Here is a 16584-nt window from a genome sequence, read left to right as displayed (position 1 = left end):
CTGCACCGGCTGCGGATCGTCGATCGCGGAGCCGTACGCCGTGCGCGCCCGGCTGCGGCCCAGGGCGCCCAGGGCGCGGGAGCCGGCCAGGCCGGTGCCGGCCGATGTCCTGCCCGGGGCACTCGTGCGGCCCGGCCCCGAAGGACAGGTGCGAGCGGTTGCCGTAGAGCGGGGTGGCGAGGTCGGGCCGGATCGTCGGGTCGACGTTGCCGGCGGCGAGGCCGAGCAGCAGGAGGTCCCCGGCCTGGATCTGCTGGCCGCCCAGCTCGGTGTCGGCGGTGGCCCAGCGCCCGGCGACCAGGGACATCGGCGGGGAGTCCCAGAGCACCTGGTCCAGTGCCTCGCCGAGGGTCATCTGGCCGCCGGAGAGGTGGGCGCGGAAGCGCGGGTCGGTGAGCACCATCTTCAGCGAGTCGGCGATCAGGTTGACGGTGGTCTCGTTGGCGGCCAGCAGCACCACCCGCAGGTGCTCCATCACCTCGTCGTCGCTCAGCCGGGCCGGGTGGGCGAGCAGCCGGCTGGTCAGGTCGTCGCCGGGGGAGTCGTGCTTGAGCGCGATGGTGCGGCGCAGGCTCGCCACCACGTACTCGTTGCTGGCGATCGCCGTCTCGGTGCCCTTCATCAGGTCCCGTGCGGCGTCGACGAGTTGGGGGCCGTACTCGTCGGGCATGCCGAGCAGCTTGGTCATCACCAGCATCGGCAGGTGCTCGGCGAACTGGGTGATCAGTTCGGCCCGGCCGGTCGGCCCGACCACCTGGACCAGGTCGGTGGTGAAGCGGCGGACGTGGCGGCGGATGCCGCGCCGGTCGAAGCCGTTCAGGCCGTCCAGCAGGGCGTTGCGCAGCCGGCGGTGCTCCTCGCCGTCGGCGAACACGCAGATCGGCTGCCAGGCGACCACCGGCAGCAGCGGGGAGTCCGGCGGCACCTCGTTGTTGCGGAAGGCGCTCCACAGCCGGGAGTCGCGGGAGAACAGCGAGGGGGTGCGCATCGCGGTGATGTTGGCGGCGTGGCCGAGGATCAGCCAGGCCCGCTGGTCGCCGTGCAGCAGCACCGGGGCGACGTCGCCGTGTTCGGCGCGCAGCTTCTCGTACAGGGCCGCCGGGTCGGCCTCGGCCTCCGGGCCGTAGAGGCGGCGCAGTCCGCCGGGGCCGGTCGGCTCGATCGCGCGCCCGTGGGCGGGGCAGCCGGGCGGCGGGACGGGGACGGCGTCGTCGTCGGGGAAGGGGCTGGTCAACAGGGTCTCCGGGTCACGAGGTTCGGAAGCGGTGCGTCGGGGGTGGGACCGGGGTGGGGGGCGGTGGTGGGGCCGGGGGACGGGCCTCAGCCGGCGGGCGGCGCGGCCAGCTCGTACAGGTAGTGCATCAGCGTCATCAGGGTGTCCCGGCTGGACTGGCGGCTGCGCGCGTCGCAGGCGACGATCGGCACCTCGGTCGGCAGGTCGAGCGCCTGGCGCAGCTCGTCGAGCTCGTAACTGGGCGCCTCGGGGAAGCCGTTGACGGCGACCACGAACGGCACGCCGCGGTCCTCCAGGCGGCCGATCACTTCGAAGCTGACCTCCAGCCGCCGGGTGTCCACCAGCACGACGGCGCCGAGCGCGCCCTCGAACAGGCCGTTCCAGAGGAACCAGAAGCGCTCCTGCCCGGGGGTGCCGAAGACGTACAGCACCAGCTTGTCGCTGATGCTGATCCGGCCGAAGTCCATGGCCACCGTGGTGGAGGTCTTGCGTTCGACCCCGGTGGGGTCGTCGACGCCGACCCCGGCCTGGGTCATGGTCTCCTCGGTGGTCAGCGGGCGGATCTCGCTGACCGCGCCGACCAGGGTGGTCTTGCCGACGCCGAAGCCGCCGACGATCACCACCTTGACCGCCGTGGTGACGGTGTCGGGCAGCAGGTCCGCGCTCGCCGGGCCGACGACGGTGTCAGAGCCGTTGAAGTCCATGGATCACCGCCTCCAGCAGGGCACGGTCGGGGAGTTCCGCCGCGGGCACGGCGGAGCGGGCTTCGATCCGCCCGTCGTCGAGCAGGTCCGCCAGCAGGACGGTGACCACGCTCGTGGGCAGTTCGAGGTAGGCGGAGACCTCCGCCACCGAGAGCGGCGAGCGGCACAGCCGCAGGATCGCCGCGTGCTCGGGCTGCATGGCGGGGGTGGGCTCCGCGAGGGAGACGATCAGGGTGACCAGGTCGAAGACGCCCGGCCCGGAGGGGCCGCTGCGGCCACGGGTGATCACGTACAGGCGATCGGGCTCGGGTCCGTCCCAGCCGCCCTGGTCGGCGGTCATGTCACCGCCTCACTGTGCTCGTTCACGTGCCCGCCCGGGCGCCGGGGGTGCTGGGCGGGGGCGCTGCCGGGGTCGTGCGCGGCCGGCTCACGCGACCGCCTCCGGGTTGCGCGGCGGCGTGGAGAGGTGCTCGCCGATCCGCTCGACCAGGTCGCGCATCTGGTGGCTGACCAGCCCGGCGTCCACGCCCTCGTCGGCGAGCACCGCTAGGTAGGCGCGGTCACCGGCCGACATCAGGTAGAAGTAGCCGCCGTCCACCTCGATGACGACCAGCTTCATCGCGCCGTTGCCGTGCGGGAACTCGTGGCCGACGGCGGCGGCCAGGCTCTGCAGCCCGGCGCAGGCGGCGGCCAGCCGGTCGGCCGTGTCCGGGTCGGCGCCGTACTGGGCGATCCGCAGGCCGTCGGCGGAGAGCACGATGACGTGGCGCACGTACGGGACGCTGTGTGCGAGGTCGTTGAGGATCCAGTCCATGTTGCTGCGGTGCGGAATCACTGCTCGCCTTTCCCTGCCGTCTCTTCACTACTGTTCGGTGCGGCGCTGTTCGGTGCGGTGGTGCTCGACCCGGTGGCGTTCGTCCCGGTGCCGTTCGAGCCGTTCGAGGTGCCGTTCGAGGTGCTGTTCGAGCCGGTGGAGCCCGTGCCCTTGTAGCCCTCCATGAAGGCCTCCAGCCACAGGCCGGGTTGCTTCTTGGGGCGGGGCGCGGGGGCGGCCGGTCCGGCGGCGGGCCCCGCGGTGGGGCCGTTGGGCTGGGTGGTGCCGCGCGGGGGCGTGGCGAAGACGGCCCGCCCGGTGGGGCGGCTGCGGCGGCGCTGGGGCAGGCCGTTGGCGGTGCGTTCGGTGACGATCACCTCGTCGTCCCCGCCCGAGGCGGCGGACGGGCCCGGCCCCCACGGGGTGGTCGAGCCGAAGGACGGCCCGATGCCCGCTGACTGGCCCAGCCCGGCGGTCTGGCCGAGTCCGCCGGAGGCCCCGAGTCCGCCGGCCCCCGGTCCGCCGGCCGGCCCGGCGCCGGCCGAGGCGGTCCGGGCGCCCCAGGGCCGGGCGGGGGCCGCGTGCCGGGCCTGGTTGGCCGGGAGCGGGCGCGGGCCGGAGAAGGCGCCGATGCCGTGCGCCCGCCCGGTCGGCGGGGCGGTGGTGAGCAGCTCCTGCGGCACCACCAGCACCGCGCGCACGCCGCCGTACGCGGAGCGGCGCAGCGAGACCTGGAAGCCGTACGCCTGGCAGAGCCGGCCGAGGATGGCGAAGCCCAGTCGGGGGGACTCGGTGAGGTCGTCGAAGTCCTTGGACACCATGGCCTCGCGCATCGAGCGCTCGGCCCGGGAGCGGGCCTCGTCGGTGAGTCCGAGGCCGCCGTCCTCGACCTCGATCGCTATCCCGCTCTGCACCTCGGAGGCGCTCAGGTGGACGTGGGTGTGCGGCGGGGAGTAGCGGGTGGCGTTGTCGAGCAGCTCGGCCACGGCGTGGATCAGGGGTTCGACCGCCGGTCCGGTGACCGAGATCTGGGCGACCGGGTGGAGGTCGACCCGCTGGTACTCGAGGATCCGCGACATCCCGCCGCGCAGCACGCTGTAGAGGGCGATCGGACGGGTCCACTGGCGGCCGGGTCGGGCGCCGGAGAGGACGGCGATGGAGTCGGCGAGGCGGCCGACCAGGGCGTTGCCGTGGTCGAGGCGCAGCAGGTCGTCGAAGACCGCGGGGTCGTTGCCGTGCCGGTCCTCCATCTCCCGCAGGTCCTTGGCCTGGCGGTGGATGATCGCCTGGACCCGGCGGGCCAGGTTGACGAAGGCGCGCTCGGCGGAGTCTCGTCGGCTGACCTCGTCGTCGACGGCCTGGGCGATGCCGCGCACCACCAGTTCCAGCGAGGCGCGGAACTTCCGTGACAGCAGCGGGTTCGGGCGCTGGAAGGGCTGGAGCAGCACGTCGATGGACGAGCCGTACCGGGCGCCGCCGACCAGCCGGCGCAGCTCGCCGGTGGCCATCCGCTCGATCTCCTCCTCCTGCCCGGCCAGCTTGCGGTGCAACTCCTCGACGCGCCGGGTGTGTTCGTCGCGCAGCTCGGCGAGGGCCCGTCCGCGGCGGGCGGATTCGGCAGCCACCACGGCGACCAGCACGGTGGCCGTCGCCCCGCACCACAGCACCTGGGCCCGGGCTCCTGCCGACACCACCACTGCGGCTACCGCGACCGCCGCCGCCATCACGGCGGTGGGCAGTATCCAGCCGAGCAGGGGCGCGGGGCGCCGTCTGGCGGTTGACGATCCAGCTCGAAGCATTCGGCATCCTCAAACGATCGGAACAGAAAACGGCACAGAACAGGGGAAGCGAGTGGGGACGGGCGACGACCGGCTCCGGAGGCGTGGCTCGGCAGCATAGCCAAGTTCAGGACATCCTGACCGAAACTCAAAAATACTGTCCGTCAACCGACTTGTGACAACTTGCCGGACATGGCCGACATCTCGCACACCTGTCGCAGCCCGGTCGGCCGGCCCCTGGCCACCAGGCTTCTCGCCCGGCGGCCCCCGCACCGGCAACCCGGCCGGGATTCGCTCATGCGAAGGGTTTCCGGCCCAAGTCGGCACGATCAGCGGAGAGTTCGTGCTACGCGTGGCTCCCGGGGTGCGCTGATCACTCCTCCGGGGGACGCCACGGCGTGGCGCAACAACTGTTGCGCTCCTGGGCAATGGCTGTTGACGGCGTGGCGGTCCGCTCCCTACAGTGCGGGCCATGAACGACGACGACCCCGCTCGGCGGGTGGCGGCGGACGTGGCCGGGGGCGGCGGGCTGGACGGCCTGCACCGCCTCTCCGAGGCCATCGACGCCCTGGAGGAACGGCGCACGGAACTGGTCGAGGAGCTGCGGCGCGGACGGCAGGCCACCTGGGAGGAGATCGGCCGGGCCTGCGGGATGACCCGCCAGGGTGCGACCCGCCGCTGGTCCGGCCGGCTGCGCGCCCGCTCCTTCGGCCTCGCCGCCACCGCCTACCAGCACGGCCGGCCCGGCTACCCGCAGGCCCTGATCGGCTCGGCCGTGCCGCGCGAGGCCCGCCGGGTGCTCGACCTGGGCGCCGGGACGGGCAAGCTGACCCGGCTGCTGGTCGAGGCCGGACTGGACGTGGTCGCGGTCGAACCCGACCGGGAGATGCGCGACCGGCTCGCCGCGGCCGTACCGAAGGCCGCCGTACGGGCCGGCTCGGCCGAACGCATACCGCTGCCCGACGGCAGCGTGGACGCGGTCGTGGTCGCCCAGGCCTGGCACTGGTTCGACCAGGCGGCGGCCGTCCCGGAGATCGCCCGGGTGCTCGCCCCCGGCGGGACCCTCGCGCTGGTCTGGAACGTCCGGGACGAGACCGAACCCTGGGCCGCCGAACTCGGCGCCCTGATGCACCGGTCGGCCCCTCAGCAGCTCGACACCGCGCCCTCCCTGCCGGCCCCCTTCGGCCCCCCGGAGCGGCTGGAGATCCGCTGGGAGCACCCCACCACCCCGTCCGGCGTCCTCGCCATGGTCGCCTCGCGCAGCTACGTCATCGCCCTGCCCGAGGCCGAACGCGCCCGCCTGCTGGCCGACGTCGAGCAGTTGCTCGCCACCCACCCCGGGGTGGCCGGCCGGGACGAGTTCGCCATGCCCTACCTGACCAGGTGCACCCGTCTCCGCCTCGGCTGAGCCGCTGTCCGCGCCCGAGGCCGCCGTCACCGTCCGCCGCCTCGGGCGCGCGTACGCCGAACCGTACCGGGCCTTCCGGCTCACCGCCCTGCGCGAGACGCCCACCGCCCTGCGCGAGACGCCCACCGCCCTGCGCGAGACGCCCACCGCCCTCACCTCCGGCTACCGGGGCGCCCTGACAAATGTCACGGTCCGGGGGTGTGGCAGCACACTGCCGACCACCCCCGGCCGGCCGCCACGATGAAGCCATGACCACCACCGACCTGCACCACCCCGACACCCGTCGGGCCTTCCGCACCGTACGGCGACTCGTCTTCGTCTACCTCGGCCTCAGCGCGCTCACCATGCTGGCCGCCGTCGCCCTGCGCTCCCACACCGACGTCATCACCCCGGCGGTGTGGGTCCGCGGCACCATCGTCCTGGTCGGCGCCGCCGTCGCCCTGCTGCTCACCGTCCGCGCGGCGCGCGGCTCCCGCGGCGCCTTCCGGCGGCTGCGGATCATCTCCGGCGTCATGCTGGTCGCGATTGCTGCGATCATCGCCGTGCCGGGGGTCTTCCCGGTCTGGATGAAGATCGAACAGGCCCTGTGCGGCCTCGCCCTGGCGGGTGTGGCCGCAGTGATCAACGGACGGCAGCTGCGTACGCTGTTCGCCCGGCCCTGAGCCGAGGAAGGGACGCGAAGGGTGACCGACCTCGACCGCGAGAGCACACCGGCCCCCGCCCACCGCTGGGCGGGCGGCCTGCGGCGGATACTGCTGGGCGCCGGAATGCTGGTCTTCCCCGCGCTCACCGCGATGGCCATGAGCGGCAACGTCAGCGGGTCCGCGGCGGTCGCCGGGTACGCCGTCGTCGTCGCGTTCTGCCTCTGCTACGTGCTCCTCGCGCTCGCCCTCGGCCGGGCCGGGCGCCACCGGACCCGCTGGATCACGGCGCTGCTGGCGGTGATGACGGCCCTGTTCCTCGCCGCACTGCCGTCCGCCCACGCGGACGCCTTCTTCCTGGCCACGGTCGTCGTCTCCGTGGTCGCCGTGCTGTGGCGCAAGCACACCGTCGCCGTGGTGGCGGGCGGCACCCTGGCCGCCCTGCTGGTGCCCTGGGCGGTGCCCGCCTGGCACACCGGGCCCGGCGGCTTCCAGGCGCTGGCCCTGCTGTTCACCTCGCTCACCTGCGGCGCCTTCGCCGAGATCGCCGCCACCAACCAGGCCCTGGTGGCCGCCCGGGCCGAGGTCGCCCGGCTCGCCTCCGAGGCCGAACGCAACCGGATCGCCCGCGACCTGCACGACCTGCTCGGCCACTCGCTCACCGCGATCACCGTCAAGTCCCGCCTGGCCCAACGGCTGGCGGTCAAGGACGTGGACCAGGCGGTGGCCGAGATGACCGCCGTGGAGACGCTCTCCCGTCAGGCCCTGGCCGATGTGCGTGCCGCCGTCTCCGGCTACCGCGAGGTCACTGTGGCCGGCGAACTCGCCCGCGGCCGCGAACTGCTGCGCGCCGCCGGAGTGGTGGCCGACCTGCCCTCGGCCGCCGACGCGGTCGGCCCGGACCAGCGCGAACTCTTCGGCTGGGTGCTGCGCGAGGGCCTCACCAACGTCGTCCGGCACGCCCGGGCCGCCCGCTGCTCGGTGCTGCTGAGCCCCACCTCGGTGGAGATCCGCGACGACGGCCGGGGCGGGTCCGGCGGCCCCGGCGCCGGCCTGGTCGGCAGCGGCAAGGGGCTGACCGGGCTGCGGGAACGGGTCGCGGCGGCAGGCGGTACGGTCGAGGCCGGCCCGCTCGATCCGCGCGGGTGGCGCCTGCTGGTCACCGTCCGGCCGCCCGACTCCCGCCCCGAAGGGACGACATGACGATCCGCCTGCTGCTCGCGGAGGACCAGGAGCTGGTCCGCACCGCGCTGCGCACCCTGCTCGACCTGGAGGACGACTTCGAGGTGGTCGCCGCCGTAGGACGCGGCGACCAGGTCGTCGAGGCCGCCCGCGAGCACCGGCCGGACGTCGCCCTGCTGGACATCGAGATGCCCCGACTGGACGGCCTGGCCGCCGCCGCCGTGCTCGCCCAGGAGGTGCCCGGCTGCCAGGTGGTCATCCTCACCACCTTCGGCCGGGCCGGCTACCTGCGCCGGGCCATGGAGGCGGGCGCGCTCGGCTTCGTGGTGAAGGACGCCCCGGCCGAGGTGCTGGCCGACGCCATCCGCCGGGTCGCGGCCGGGGAGCGGGTGGTGGACCCGGACCTCGCCGCCGCCACCCTCGCAGCGGGCGCCTCCCCGCTCACCGCCCGGGAACGCGACGTCCTCAACGCCACCCGCTCCGGCGCCGGAGTCGCCGAGATCGCCGGAAAGCTCTACCTCTCCGAGGGCACCGTCCGCAACTACTTCTCCTCGGCGATCGCCAAGACCGGCACCCGCAACCGCACCGAGGCCCTGCGATTCGCCGACGAGCGCGGCTGGCTTTAGCCGTTGCGTGGGGCTTCCGGCAGCTGGAAGCCGACCTCGGCGCCGCCCGAGGGGGCGGCGGTGGCGAACACGGCCCCGTGGTCGGCGGCGACCAGGTCGTGGACGATGGCCAGGCCCAGCCCCGAGCCCGGGGTGGACTGGGTGCCGGCCGCGCGGTAGAAGCGCTCGAAGACGGCCTGCCGGTCGGCGGGCGCGATGCCGGGGCCCTGGTCGCGCACGGCCAGCCGGGCGCCGGTGACACGGATCTCCACCGGGGTGCCGTCCGGGCTGAACTTGACGGCGTTGCCGACCAGGTTGTCCACACAGCGCTGCAGTGCGCGCGGGCGGGCCAGCACCGGCACCGGCCCGTCGGCGGTGACGGCGATCTCGCGGCCGGTGCGGCGGCGGAAGCGACGGGCGCTGTCCTCGGCGGCGGCCGGCAGGTCGACCGGCTCCGGGTCCTCCGCGGTCCACTGGTCGGTGGCCGATTCGACCAGTTCGCGGACGAGTTCGTCCAGTGCGACGGTCTCGGTGACCAGGGTGGCGAGGATCTGCTCCTCGTCCTCGGGGGCGAGCCGGCCGCGGGCCCGCTGGAGGAGTTCGGCGCAGCCGCGCACCGAGGTGAGCGGGGTGCGCAGCTCATGGCTGGCGTCCTGCACCAGGCGCTGCTGCTGCTCCCGGGAGCGTCGCAGCGCGCCGACCATCGACTCGAAGGCGCGGGTGAGGCGGCCGACTTCGTCCCGCCCGGCGGCGGGCAGCGGGGTGGCCAGGTCGCGGGTGGTGGTGATGTGTTCGGCGGCGTGGGCCAGCCGCCGTACCGGGCGCAGGATGCGGCCCAGCACGAGCCAGCTGAGCAGCGCGGAGCCGGCCGCCGCGGCGGCGCTGGTCCAGGTGATGCGGAGCAGGAAGGCGTCGTCGACGGCCTCCGCCCCGGCGTAGGTCTGGCCGACCATCACCGCGCCGCGCCCGTCGGGGCGGGCCTTGGTGAGCACGCCGTACGGGGTGCCGCCGAGATCGGCGTCCTCCTGGTGGAAGCCCTGCCCGGCGCGGGCCACCTCCCGGGCCCGGTCCGAGACCGGCAGCGCCGCCGCGCCCGGGGTGAGCGGGCGGGCGGTGCCGTCGGGGTCCAGCAGCTGTTCGACGGTGTCGGGCCGGGTGGTGGGGACGCGGTCGAGGTCCAGGGCGGTGAGCACGGTGTCGGCCCGGTCCGCCAGGCTCCGGTCGAGCTGGTCGGCGACCAGGGTGCTGACGCCGTGGTAGGCGGCGACGACCGGTACGGCGATCGCCAGCAGGACGGAGGCGAGGACCACCAGGCCGATCCTGGCGCGCAGCATCAGGAAGTCCTGGCGGTGTAGCCGACGTTGCGCACGGTGTGGATCAGCCGGGGTGCGCCGTGCTCCTCGGTCTTGCGGCGCAGGTAGCCGACGTAGACGTCGAGCGAGCGCGAGTCGGTGTCGAAGTCGTAGCCCCAGATCCGTTCGTAGATCTGGTGGCGGGTCAGCACGGTGCCCTGGTTGCGCAGCAGCAGTTCCAGCAGGTCGAACTCGGTCTTGGTGAGGTCGAGCGGGTGCCCGCCGCGGTGGGCCCGGCGGGTGGCCGGGTCGAGGGCGAGGTCGTCCAGGCCGAGGTCGGCGCTCTCGGCGCCGATCGGCTCGGTGCGGCGCAGCAGGGCGCGTATCCGGGCCAGGAGTTCCTCGGTGGCGAAGGGCTTGACGAGGTAGTCGTCGGCGCCCGCGTCCAGCCCGGCGACCCGGTCGCCGAGCTGGTGGCGGGCGGTGAGGACCAGGACGGGCAGCCGGTCGCCGCGTCGGCGCAGCATCCGGCAGAGCGCGAGGCCGTCGAGCCGGGGCATGACCACGTCCACCACCGCGAGGTCGGGGCGCCGGTGCTCCAGGAGTTCCAGGGCCTCCTGGCCGTCGGCGGTGGTGAGCACCCGGTAGCCCTCGAAGCGGAGCAGGTGGTCGAGGGTGCTGCGGACTCCGGGGTCGTCCTCGACGACCAGGACGGTGCGCCGGGCGGTGGTGGGATCTGTCATGGTGTCATCTTCGCTGGTGGCGGGCGTGGTCATGCCGGTCGGGGGTGTTTCGTCAGCGGGCCGGGCGGGCCGAGCGGGCCGAGCGGGCCGGGCGGGCTGAGCGGGTTCAGCGGGTTCAGCGGGCGACCGGGACGACGGTCACCGGGGGGACGTCGGCCAGGCAGGAGGTGTCGCCGACCAGGCCGGTGCGGATGAAATGGCTGGAGATCCCCACGGCGCAGCCGGTGGACTCCATCTCCGGGAGGTGTCCGCTGTTGGGCACCGAGACGAACGAGCTGTGCTTGAACTGGGCCGCCGACTGGCGGGAGTTGGCCTCGGGCGTATTGGTGTCGAGGTCCCCGGAGAGCACCAGGACGGGCACGTCGGGCAGCTGGCCCAGGTCGGTCGGCTGCGGGCGGGCGGTGCCCCGGCGCGGCCAGTCCAGGCAGTTGTCGCCGCCGTCGGTCTGGCCCTCGGCCCAGCCCTTGGCGCTGAAGGCCCCGAAGTCGGCCGGGTCGGTGGCGGCCAGGGCGGCGCGGTACTGGCGGCGGCGCTCGGCCGGCGGGGCGTCCGGGTCCCAGGCGCGGACGTAGTCGTTGCAGGTGACGGCCAGGAACGAGGCCTGGTCCTCGGCGCCGGTGCCCTCGACCTCACCGCGCACCAGCTCGGCCAGCGGCGCCTCGTCGCCCGCGGCGAGGGCGTGCAGGGCGGCGGGCAGGGCGCCGAGCAGCCCCGGCTCGCCGGGGTGCAGGCCGATGCCGCGGGTGGCGGGCTCGTACATCAGGTTGGCGAGCTTGTCCTCGGTGAACAGCACGGTGCGCCGCTCGCCGCCGACCGTGGCGGTGACCTTCAGCGGGCGGGTGCGCAGCCGCTCGGTGACGGCGGCGAGGTCGTGCCCGACGGTGTCCGGGGCGCAGGAGCCGCTGCGCTCGCAGATCCGGCGCAGCGTCAGCGAGACCTGCTGGGCGCCGGGTCGGGCCAGGCTGTCGAAGGCGACGGGGTAGGCGCCGGACAGCACCATCTTCTCGACCCGCTCGGGGTGGCGGTCGGCGTAGACCGGCATCAGGTAGGTGCCGTACGACAGGCCGTAGAGGACCAGCTTGGGGGCGCCGAGGCGCTCGCGGGCGGCGTCGAGGTCGTCGGCGGTGGCGGCGCTGGTGTAGGCGCGGGCGCGCGGGCCGAGCTCCTCGGCGCAGTCGGCGACGAGTTCACGCTGCTCGGCCCGCGGGGCCCAGCGGTACTCGGCCTCGGTGACGTCGCAGGGCAGCCGGGCGGAGCGGCCGGTGCCGCGCGGGTCCAGGAGCAGCAGGTCGTAGTCGTCCAGCACCCCCTGGAGCGCTGTGCTCACCTGCTCGGCGCGGTCGATCAGGGTCTCGCCCGGGCCGCCGGGGTTGAGCGCGATGGTGCCGACGGCCGGGCCGGGGCGGCTGTGGCGCACCACCGCGTGGCTGACGCCGATGGTGCCCAGGCCGGGCTGGTCGGCGACCAGCGGGCGGCGCATCGTGGTGCAGTCGACCTGGTGCCCGGGGACGGTCGGGCACCAGGCGGGCCTGCCCTCGGCGCCGACGGGTGCGGCCTGGGCGGGGGCGAGGGTGGTGAGCGGGAGCACCGTGGCGAGGACGGCCAGCGCGGCGGAGGCCAGGCCGACCCGGCGGGACCGGCTCGGTGCGGGGTCGGCGGTCGGGGTGGCGTCGGTGCTCGTGTTCGTGTTCGTGGTCATCGCTGTGCCCTCCTGGCGTCCTGCGGTCGTTGTGGGGATGACCTTGCCGGGGGTCCGTCAGGCGTTCGGCAGAGCGATGACAAAGGCGTGTAAGAACATTCACGGGCGGCGGCGCCCGCGCGTGACAGCGGCGTCGCGGGCGGTTGTCGGCGGCGGTTTGCGGCGGCTGTCGGAGGCGCGCGGTACGGTCCCGGCATGGCCGCTCGAATCGATCTGACCCTCGACTGCGCGGACGCGGCGCTCCTCGCCGCCTTCTGGAGGACGGCCCTGGGGTACGTGGACGAGCCGCCGCCCGCCCCGTTTCGGACGCGCGAGGAGTGGCTCGCGCAGTTCGACCTGCCGGAGGACGACTCGGCGGACGGCGGCGCCTGGCTCTGCGACCCGGCGGGGGCCGGGCCCCGGCTGTCCATCCTCAAGGTCCCCGAGCCGAAGAGCGCGAAGAACCGGCTGCACATCGACATCCGGGTGCCGGGCCACGGCAGTCCGGCCGAGCGCTGGGCGCGGATCACGGCGGAGGCCGCGCGGCTGGTGGCGGCGGGCGGGCGGGTACTGGCGGAGTTCGACGGGCACCACGTGGTGATGGCCGACCCGGAGGGCAACGAGTTCTGCGTGGCCGCCGGCCCGGCCCGGCCCGCGGGAGTCAGGGCGCGGCTCAGGCCTTGATGGTGAGCCAGGCGCCGAGGCCGTTGCAGCCGCGGGCGTCGTAGCTGGTGCTGCGGTAGCCCGCCGGGATCGGCGAGTACGGGCAGGTCCAGATGCCGTTGCGGACCTGCTCGTGGAACCAGGCGCCGACGCCGCTGCAACCCTGCGGGTCGTAGTTGGTCAGCACGTAGCCGGAGACGATCGGCGAGCCGGAGCAGGTCCACAGCCGGTTCTGGGCGGGCCGCTGGAACCACGCGCCGTGGTTGTTGCAGCCGCCCGCGTCGTACATGGTGATGACGTAGCCGCTGGGGACGGGCGCCCCGGAGCAGCTCCAGCCGCCGGCGGCGGAGGCGGTACCGGCCGCGGCGGTGCCGGTGAGGGCGGCGGCGAGCACGGCGACCGTGGCGGCCGCCCGTCCGATGCGGGTGGTCAGCTGGCGGAGGATCCTGGTCACGGCGTCACCGGTCCGATCGGTCGTCTCCGGGCCGCTGTCGGGGGCGGCACGGAAGGGGGAACTGCGAGGATGTGCCGCACCCTAGCGGCGGTGATCAGTTCCCTGAAAGATCAGGATCGCAGAATCTTCACAACTGACCGAAAGTGATCCATCAGGAACTGCACGTCGCGGTGTCGGGAGAGGATCTCGACGGACTCGTCGAGGCCGACGGTGGTCAGGTCGATTCGTCGTGCGCGGCGCAGCCGTGTGGCGGCGATGCCGCGCACCATCCAAGCGGGCGCCTCGCGGTCGAACAGCCGCAGCTAGCCGCCTGCCAGGAGAGCTTCGCGGGCCGGGGCGGGTGCTCGTTCTGCTCGTCATGTCGAGACCGTAGTCACCGGCCGGCGGACGGTGCCATCGGATTTGGGCGGTGGGGTCTCCGATGGTGGTGCAACCTGGTCTGACATCAAGGAAGTTGGGTGAGATCAGCCGGCGCTGGTGGCACTTCAGGCGGCGAAGACCGCTCACCCGCCACGTCCGCGACTTCGCCGCCATGATGCGCGACCTGCGGGGCGACCAACTTCCCGCCTGGATGGAGCGGATCCTCGCCGACGACCTGCCCGCCCTGCACTCCCTGGCCAACGGACTGCGCCGCGACATCGACGCCGTCACCGCCGGGCTGTCCACCCCGCGGAGCTCCGGCCAGGTCGAAGGCCAGGTCACAAGGACGAAACTACTCAAAAGGCGAGGATACGGACGAGCCAACCTCGACCTCCTCCGGAAACGCGTACTCCGCACGCCCTGACCGACAGCGTCACAAGATCAGCCGTCAGGGGGTCGCCTCGGTGATTATCGTCAGAATGACGAGAACGAGTTATGCTCGGCATGTGCGGTCGACATCGGCGGCGACACGGTGAGGGGACAATGACCAAGAACAAGGCTGCCCTGATGCGGCAGCATCTGGAGACCGAGATCGCGCGGTTGAGCGCCACCATCGGCCTGCCGGGCCGGCACGTGCCCACCTTCGACAACCGTGACGGTGCCTGCCCGGAACCGCAGGCAGAGCCGTTTTCGGCCGTCCTCATCACGGACGCACCCGAGGAATGGGTCGGAGGCCCGATCGGGGCGGCACCGCCCAGCAGCACCTCTACCCAGGGCACGGCCCACTGGTTGTGTCGGGGGGCGAGGGAGCCGCCGTGGAGGCCGGGTTTTGACCCCGTTGCACAGTGTCGGCGGCCGTCCGGGGCCGCTGCGGGTCCCACCGGGCCGGGGACTCGGGACGGAGCGAGAGCACACCCCCTCGACGGGGCCCGGATCGGCTGACACCCGCCCAGGAAAAGCACCTGTGGATCGCCGCCGTACAGGCCGCACTGGCGGTACCGGTCGCCTCGCGGCTCTCCCGGAACACCTACCAGGTCGAGGACTTCCGCGACGGCCGGCGCCAGAGCTGAGCCCACCCGCTACTGGCCCTGCCAGCGCGCAGTGTGGGGCCACCACCGCCCGCGCCCCTCGCCAAACTCCGAGCCCGCTACGACAAGGCGCTCCGTGTCGGCGCCGTCCCGCTGCGACCCCAGCTACCGTCGGCGCCCGCCCCGAACCAACAGGTCCGGACTGGTTGCTGCCGGCTGAAGCCGAGTGCGGGCTCGACGACCGCTGCCGCCCTATTCCCAGCGAACCAGCACCCGATGACGGGCAGCGCCATGCGGTAAACCGCTTGAACGGATGCCAGGTGGGCGTGGCACGCTTGCGCGATGATCCCCGATCTGGCCCCTGGCTATCTGACCTGGGACGAGGTGGACCCAGCTCGTCATCCGTTCGACAGCGCGTCGGTGGCGCACGCGGTGCACGCGCTCGGTCCGGCCCAGTGTGTGCCATGCCGCCCCGATGTCTCTGTTGCCGACCCAGCGATGAACAGTTGGAGCTGGGACGTGGCCAGGCCCTGGGCAGACGCCATGTCACACGCCCTCGTCGAGCGCTACGGACGGTGGGCCGTGGGTTGGCGATGGTCTCGGGGCGAGGGGGACTTCGACGGGGGGCCGGTCGGGCACTGGTGCTGCGTGCGGGACTCGATCACCACGCCACAGGAGACGCTCGCCCGAGTCGCCACGTCGCTGTGTGAGTGGCGAGAGTGGCTGGAGAGCCTCGCCGGATGGTTCGAGGCGTACCCCCTGGAGCTGGATTCTGTCGCCGACCAGCGGATCCTGTGGGAACGTGCCGCCCGGAACCTGATCCTGCACGTAGTCGACCGCACCGGCTGCGACAGCGGCTGGTACGGACACTGCGAGCAGGTGCTCACCTGGTTCCTCAGCCGCTGGGGAATCGCACCCGGTACCGCAGACGAGCTCGTCAAGCAGTCGATCGGCGGGCGGTTCGAGAGCCGGACCGGGCCCGACACGGAGCTGGTCGAGGAGGTCGCGGAGCGGCTCGCCCTGTCGCTTCAACCTGCCGCAGCTGGAATCCGGTCCGCCGGGGTCGCGCCGGACCACCTGCAGCGCTGGCTCGAAGTTCGGAAGGCCGTGCAGTGGCAGGAGGCGCCGGATCGTGGTCCGCAGGGTCCAGCAGCCGGGTCACGTGACGGTGCTGCGGAGGACATCCGTGCCTTCGACGGTGCCGTGGACCCCGCGCGCGCCAGCGGACTGCTCGCTGCCCTGGAGCTGATGCGGGCCGACGCGGCGCGCGGCGCCGAGCTCGACTTCGAGCTGCTTCGCAGCTGGCAGCAGCACGTCCTGGGCGTCGAGCAGCCGCCACAGTTCCGTACCCTGCCGGCCTTCGCCAAGGGCGGCAGGGAACGCTATGGCATCGGACCGGACACCCGCGACCTCCTCGACGCCTGCCTGGCCGGGAGTCAGAGGGGTGACGGGCAGCGACTTCCGCTCACCGCCCGTGCTGCACGGGCCTACCTCGACGTGTGCTTCTTCCATCCCTTCGACGACGGCAATGCCCGGTCCGCCTTCCTCGCCCTCCTGTTTGTCCTCGCGCGCGAGGGCATCGCGCTCAACGGGGTCGGTCTGCTTCGTCGCGTCACCTTTCAGGCAGACAGTCCTCAGGACGCACTGATCCTCACCCGATACATCGACGTCCACCTCGCGGAGACCCGCCCCAGTGCCGGTCCAGGGACACGTTCGAGTTCGGCGTGACGATCGGCAAGAGCGTCAGGGACGCGAAGTGGCGGGGCAGATCAGGCCCGGACTCGAAGGATCGAGGTGCCATCGCGGCCGGGGCGGCCCCTGGAGGGGTGGTCCTGCGGGGTGCGCTGCTGCGGCAGGAGCGGGCCGAGGTGCAGGTGGCGGCGGCATACTGGCGCTCGGTGATGGGAACCACATCCGGCCGAGCGCCGAGGCGACCACGACCAGCGCGAGCAGGCAGAGCAGTCCGAGCAGGATCCGGGCCAGCCGACGGTCGGCCGGCG

The 16584-nt window shown here is 73.6% G+C and carries 17 protein-coding genes; 7 read left to right on the top strand and 10 right to left on the bottom strand.

Annotated features, from left to right (window positions below; all coding sequences use genetic code 11):
* The 5 genes from ABTY61_RS40815 to ABTY61_RS40795 form a co-directional block, all read right to left on the bottom strand.
* A partial coding sequence (locus ABTY61_RS40815) for a cytochrome P450 family protein (protein WP_350510309.1) occupies positions 1-1234 on the bottom strand: 1234 nt, incomplete at its 3' end.
* A gap of 86 nt (positions 1235-1320) precedes the next feature.
* On the bottom strand, positions 1321-1938 hold the full coding sequence (locus ABTY61_RS40810) for a GTP-binding protein (protein WP_350510308.1): 618 nt from the start codon (positions 1936-1938) through the stop codon (positions 1321-1323).
* Positions 1919-2278 (bottom strand): DUF742 domain-containing protein, encoded by a 360-nt coding sequence (locus ABTY61_RS40805; RefSeq protein ID WP_350510307.1) that lies wholly within the window; start codon positions 2276-2278, stop codon positions 1919-1921. Before ABTY61_RS40805 ends, ABTY61_RS40810 begins: the two co-directional genes overlap by 20 nt.
* 87 nt (positions 2279-2365) lie before the next feature.
* Positions 2366-2752 (bottom strand): roadblock/LC7 domain-containing protein, encoded by a 387-nt coding sequence (locus tag ABTY61_RS40800; protein ID WP_350510306.1) that lies wholly within the window; start codon positions 2750-2752, stop codon positions 2366-2368.
* A gap of 17 nt (positions 2753-2769) precedes the next feature.
* Complete coding sequence (locus tag ABTY61_RS40795) at positions 2770-4551, bottom strand: ATP-binding protein (RefSeq protein ID WP_350510305.1); 1782 nt, start codon at positions 4549-4551, stop codon at positions 2770-2772.
* Between the two features lie 451 nt (positions 4552-5002).
* On the opposite strand from ABTY61_RS40795, the gene ABTY61_RS40790 reads away from it, so the two are divergent.
* The 4 genes from ABTY61_RS40790 (at position 5003) to ABTY61_RS40775 (ending at position 8387) form a co-directional block, all read left to right on the top strand.
* Positions 5003-5938, top strand: a complete 936-nt coding sequence (locus ABTY61_RS40790; RefSeq protein ID WP_350510304.1) for a class I SAM-dependent methyltransferase — start codon at positions 5003-5005, stop codon at positions 5936-5938.
* A gap of 248 nt (positions 5939-6186) precedes the next feature.
* A complete protein-coding gene (locus ABTY61_RS40785; RefSeq protein WP_350510303.1) occupies positions 6187-6600 on the top strand; it encodes a hypothetical protein in 414 nt (137 codons plus the stop codon).
* Positions 6601-6621: 21 nt separating this feature from the next.
* The gene (locus ABTY61_RS40780) at positions 6622-7782 is read left to right on the top strand and encodes a sensor histidine kinase (protein ID WP_350510302.1); all 1161 of its coding nucleotides are present in this window, start codon (positions 6622-6624) and stop codon (positions 7780-7782) included.
* Positions 7779-8387: a response regulator gene (locus ABTY61_RS40775; RefSeq protein ID WP_350510301.1), complete on the top strand. Its 609-nt coding sequence runs from the start codon at positions 7779-7781 to the stop codon at positions 8385-8387. The genes ABTY61_RS40780 and ABTY61_RS40775 overlap by 4 nt, the downstream gene beginning before the upstream one ends.
* On the opposite strand, the gene ABTY61_RS40770 is transcribed toward ABTY61_RS40775, so the two are convergent.
* From ABTY61_RS40770 to ABTY61_RS40760, 3 genes are all read right to left on the bottom strand, one after another.
* Positions 8384-9700 (bottom strand): sensor histidine kinase, encoded by a 1317-nt coding sequence (locus ABTY61_RS40770; RefSeq protein ID WP_350510300.1) that lies wholly within the window; start codon positions 9698-9700, stop codon positions 8384-8386. The two genes, ABTY61_RS40775 and ABTY61_RS40770, sit on opposite strands and share 4 nt — an antisense overlap.
* Entirely contained in the window at positions 9700-10401 is a 702-nt protein-coding gene (locus ABTY61_RS40765) for a response regulator transcription factor (RefSeq protein WP_350510299.1), read from the bottom strand. The genes ABTY61_RS40770 and ABTY61_RS40765 overlap by 1 nt, the downstream gene beginning before the upstream one ends.
* 115 nt (positions 10402-10516) lie before the next feature.
* Entirely contained in the window at positions 10517-12100 is a 1584-nt protein-coding gene (locus ABTY61_RS40760) for an alpha/beta fold hydrolase (RefSeq protein ID WP_350510298.1), read from the bottom strand.
* Between the two features lie 195 nt (positions 12101-12295).
* On the opposite strand from ABTY61_RS40760, the gene ABTY61_RS40755 reads away from it, so the two are divergent.
* Entirely contained in the window at positions 12296-12763 is a 468-nt protein-coding gene (locus tag ABTY61_RS40755; protein WP_350510297.1) for a VOC family protein, read from the top strand.
* On the opposite strand, the gene ABTY61_RS40750 is transcribed toward ABTY61_RS40755, so the two are convergent.
* Positions 12753-13196: a hypothetical protein gene (locus ABTY61_RS40750; RefSeq protein ID WP_350510296.1), complete on the bottom strand. Its 444-nt coding sequence runs from the start codon at positions 13194-13196 to the stop codon at positions 12753-12755. The genes ABTY61_RS40755 and ABTY61_RS40750 overlap by 11 nt on opposite strands.
* Positions 13197-13306: 110 nt before the next feature.
* Positions 13307-13465 carry a hypothetical protein gene (locus tag ABTY61_RS40745; protein WP_350510295.1) on the bottom strand — a complete coding sequence of 53 codons (159 nt, stop codon included), beginning with the start codon at positions 13463-13465 and terminating at the stop codon, positions 13307-13309.
* 152 nt (positions 13466-13617) lie between these two features.
* On the opposite strand from ABTY61_RS40745, the gene ABTY61_RS40740 reads away from it, so the two are divergent.
* Both ABTY61_RS40740 and ABTY61_RS40735 read left to right on the top strand, forming a co-directional pair.
* Positions 13618-13980: a transposase gene (locus tag ABTY61_RS40740; protein WP_502895530.1), complete on the top strand. Its 363-nt coding sequence runs from the start codon at positions 13618-13620 to the stop codon at positions 13978-13980.
* 946 nt (positions 13981-14926) lie between these two features.
* Positions 14927-16312, top strand: coding sequence for a Fic family protein (locus tag ABTY61_RS40735; protein ID WP_350510294.1), 1386 nt, complete (start codon positions 14927-14929; stop codon positions 16310-16312).
* The last annotated feature ends 272 nt before the right edge of the window (positions 16313-16584 follow it).

Origin of the sequence: Kitasatospora sp. NPDC096128 (assembly GCF_040303105.1) — a bacterium.
Classification (GTDB): Bacteria; Actinomycetota; Actinomycetes; order Streptomycetales; family Streptomycetaceae; genus Kitasatospora.
Note: the sequence above shows the minus strand (reverse complement) of the source record. Positions and strands in the feature narration are given on the sequence as shown.

Bases quoted from the DNA above. Each gene is read 5' to 3' on its own strand.
- ABTY61_RS40770 (WP_350510300.1), bottom strand. From the start codon at position 9,700: ATGCTGCGCGCCAGGATCGGCCTGGTGGTCCTCGCCTCCGTCCTGCTG.
- ABTY61_RS40790 (WP_350510304.1), top strand. From the start codon at position 5,003: ATGAACGACGACGACCCCGCTCGGCGGGTGGCGGCGGACGTGGCCGGG.
- ABTY61_RS40810 (WP_350510308.1), bottom strand. From the start codon at position 1,938: ATGGACTTCAACGGCTCTGACACCGTCGTCGGCCCGGCGAGCGCGGAC.
- ABTY61_RS40800 (WP_350510306.1), bottom strand. From the start codon at position 2,752: ATGGACTGGATCCTCAACGACCTCGCACACAGCGTCCCGTACGTGCGC.
- ABTY61_RS40795 (WP_350510305.1), bottom strand. From the start codon at position 4,551: ATGCTTCGAGCTGGATCGTCAACCGCCAGACGGCGCCCCGCGCCCCTG.
- ABTY61_RS40735 (WP_350510294.1), top strand. From the start codon at position 14,927: ATGATCCCCGATCTGGCCCCTGGCTATCTGACCTGGGACGAGGTGGAC.
- ABTY61_RS40775 (WP_350510301.1), top strand. From the start codon at position 7,779: ATGACGATCCGCCTGCTGCTCGCGGAGGACCAGGAGCTGGTCCGCACC.
- ABTY61_RS40755 (WP_350510297.1), top strand. From the start codon at position 12,296: ATGGCCGCTCGAATCGATCTGACCCTCGACTGCGCGGACGCGGCGCTC.
- ABTY61_RS40745 (WP_350510295.1), bottom strand. From the start codon at position 13,465: ATGGTGCGCGGCATCGCCGCCACACGGCTGCGCCGCGCACGACGAATC.
- ABTY61_RS40785 (WP_350510303.1), top strand. From the start codon at position 6,187: ATGACCACCACCGACCTGCACCACCCCGACACCCGTCGGGCCTTCCGC.
- ABTY61_RS40760 (WP_350510298.1), bottom strand. From the start codon at position 12,100: ATGACCACGAACACGAACACGAGCACCGACGCCACCCCGACCGCCGAC.
- ABTY61_RS40765 (WP_350510299.1), bottom strand. From the start codon at position 10,401: ATGACAGATCCCACCACCGCCCGGCGCACCGTCCTGGTCGTCGAGGAC.
- ABTY61_RS40805 (WP_350510307.1), bottom strand. From the start codon at position 2,278: ATGACCGCCGACCAGGGCGGCTGGGACGGACCCGAGCCCGATCGCCTG.
- ABTY61_RS40740 (WP_502895530.1), top strand. From the start codon at position 13,618: ATGGTGGTGCAACCTGGTCTGACATCAAGGAAGTTGGGTGAGATCAGC.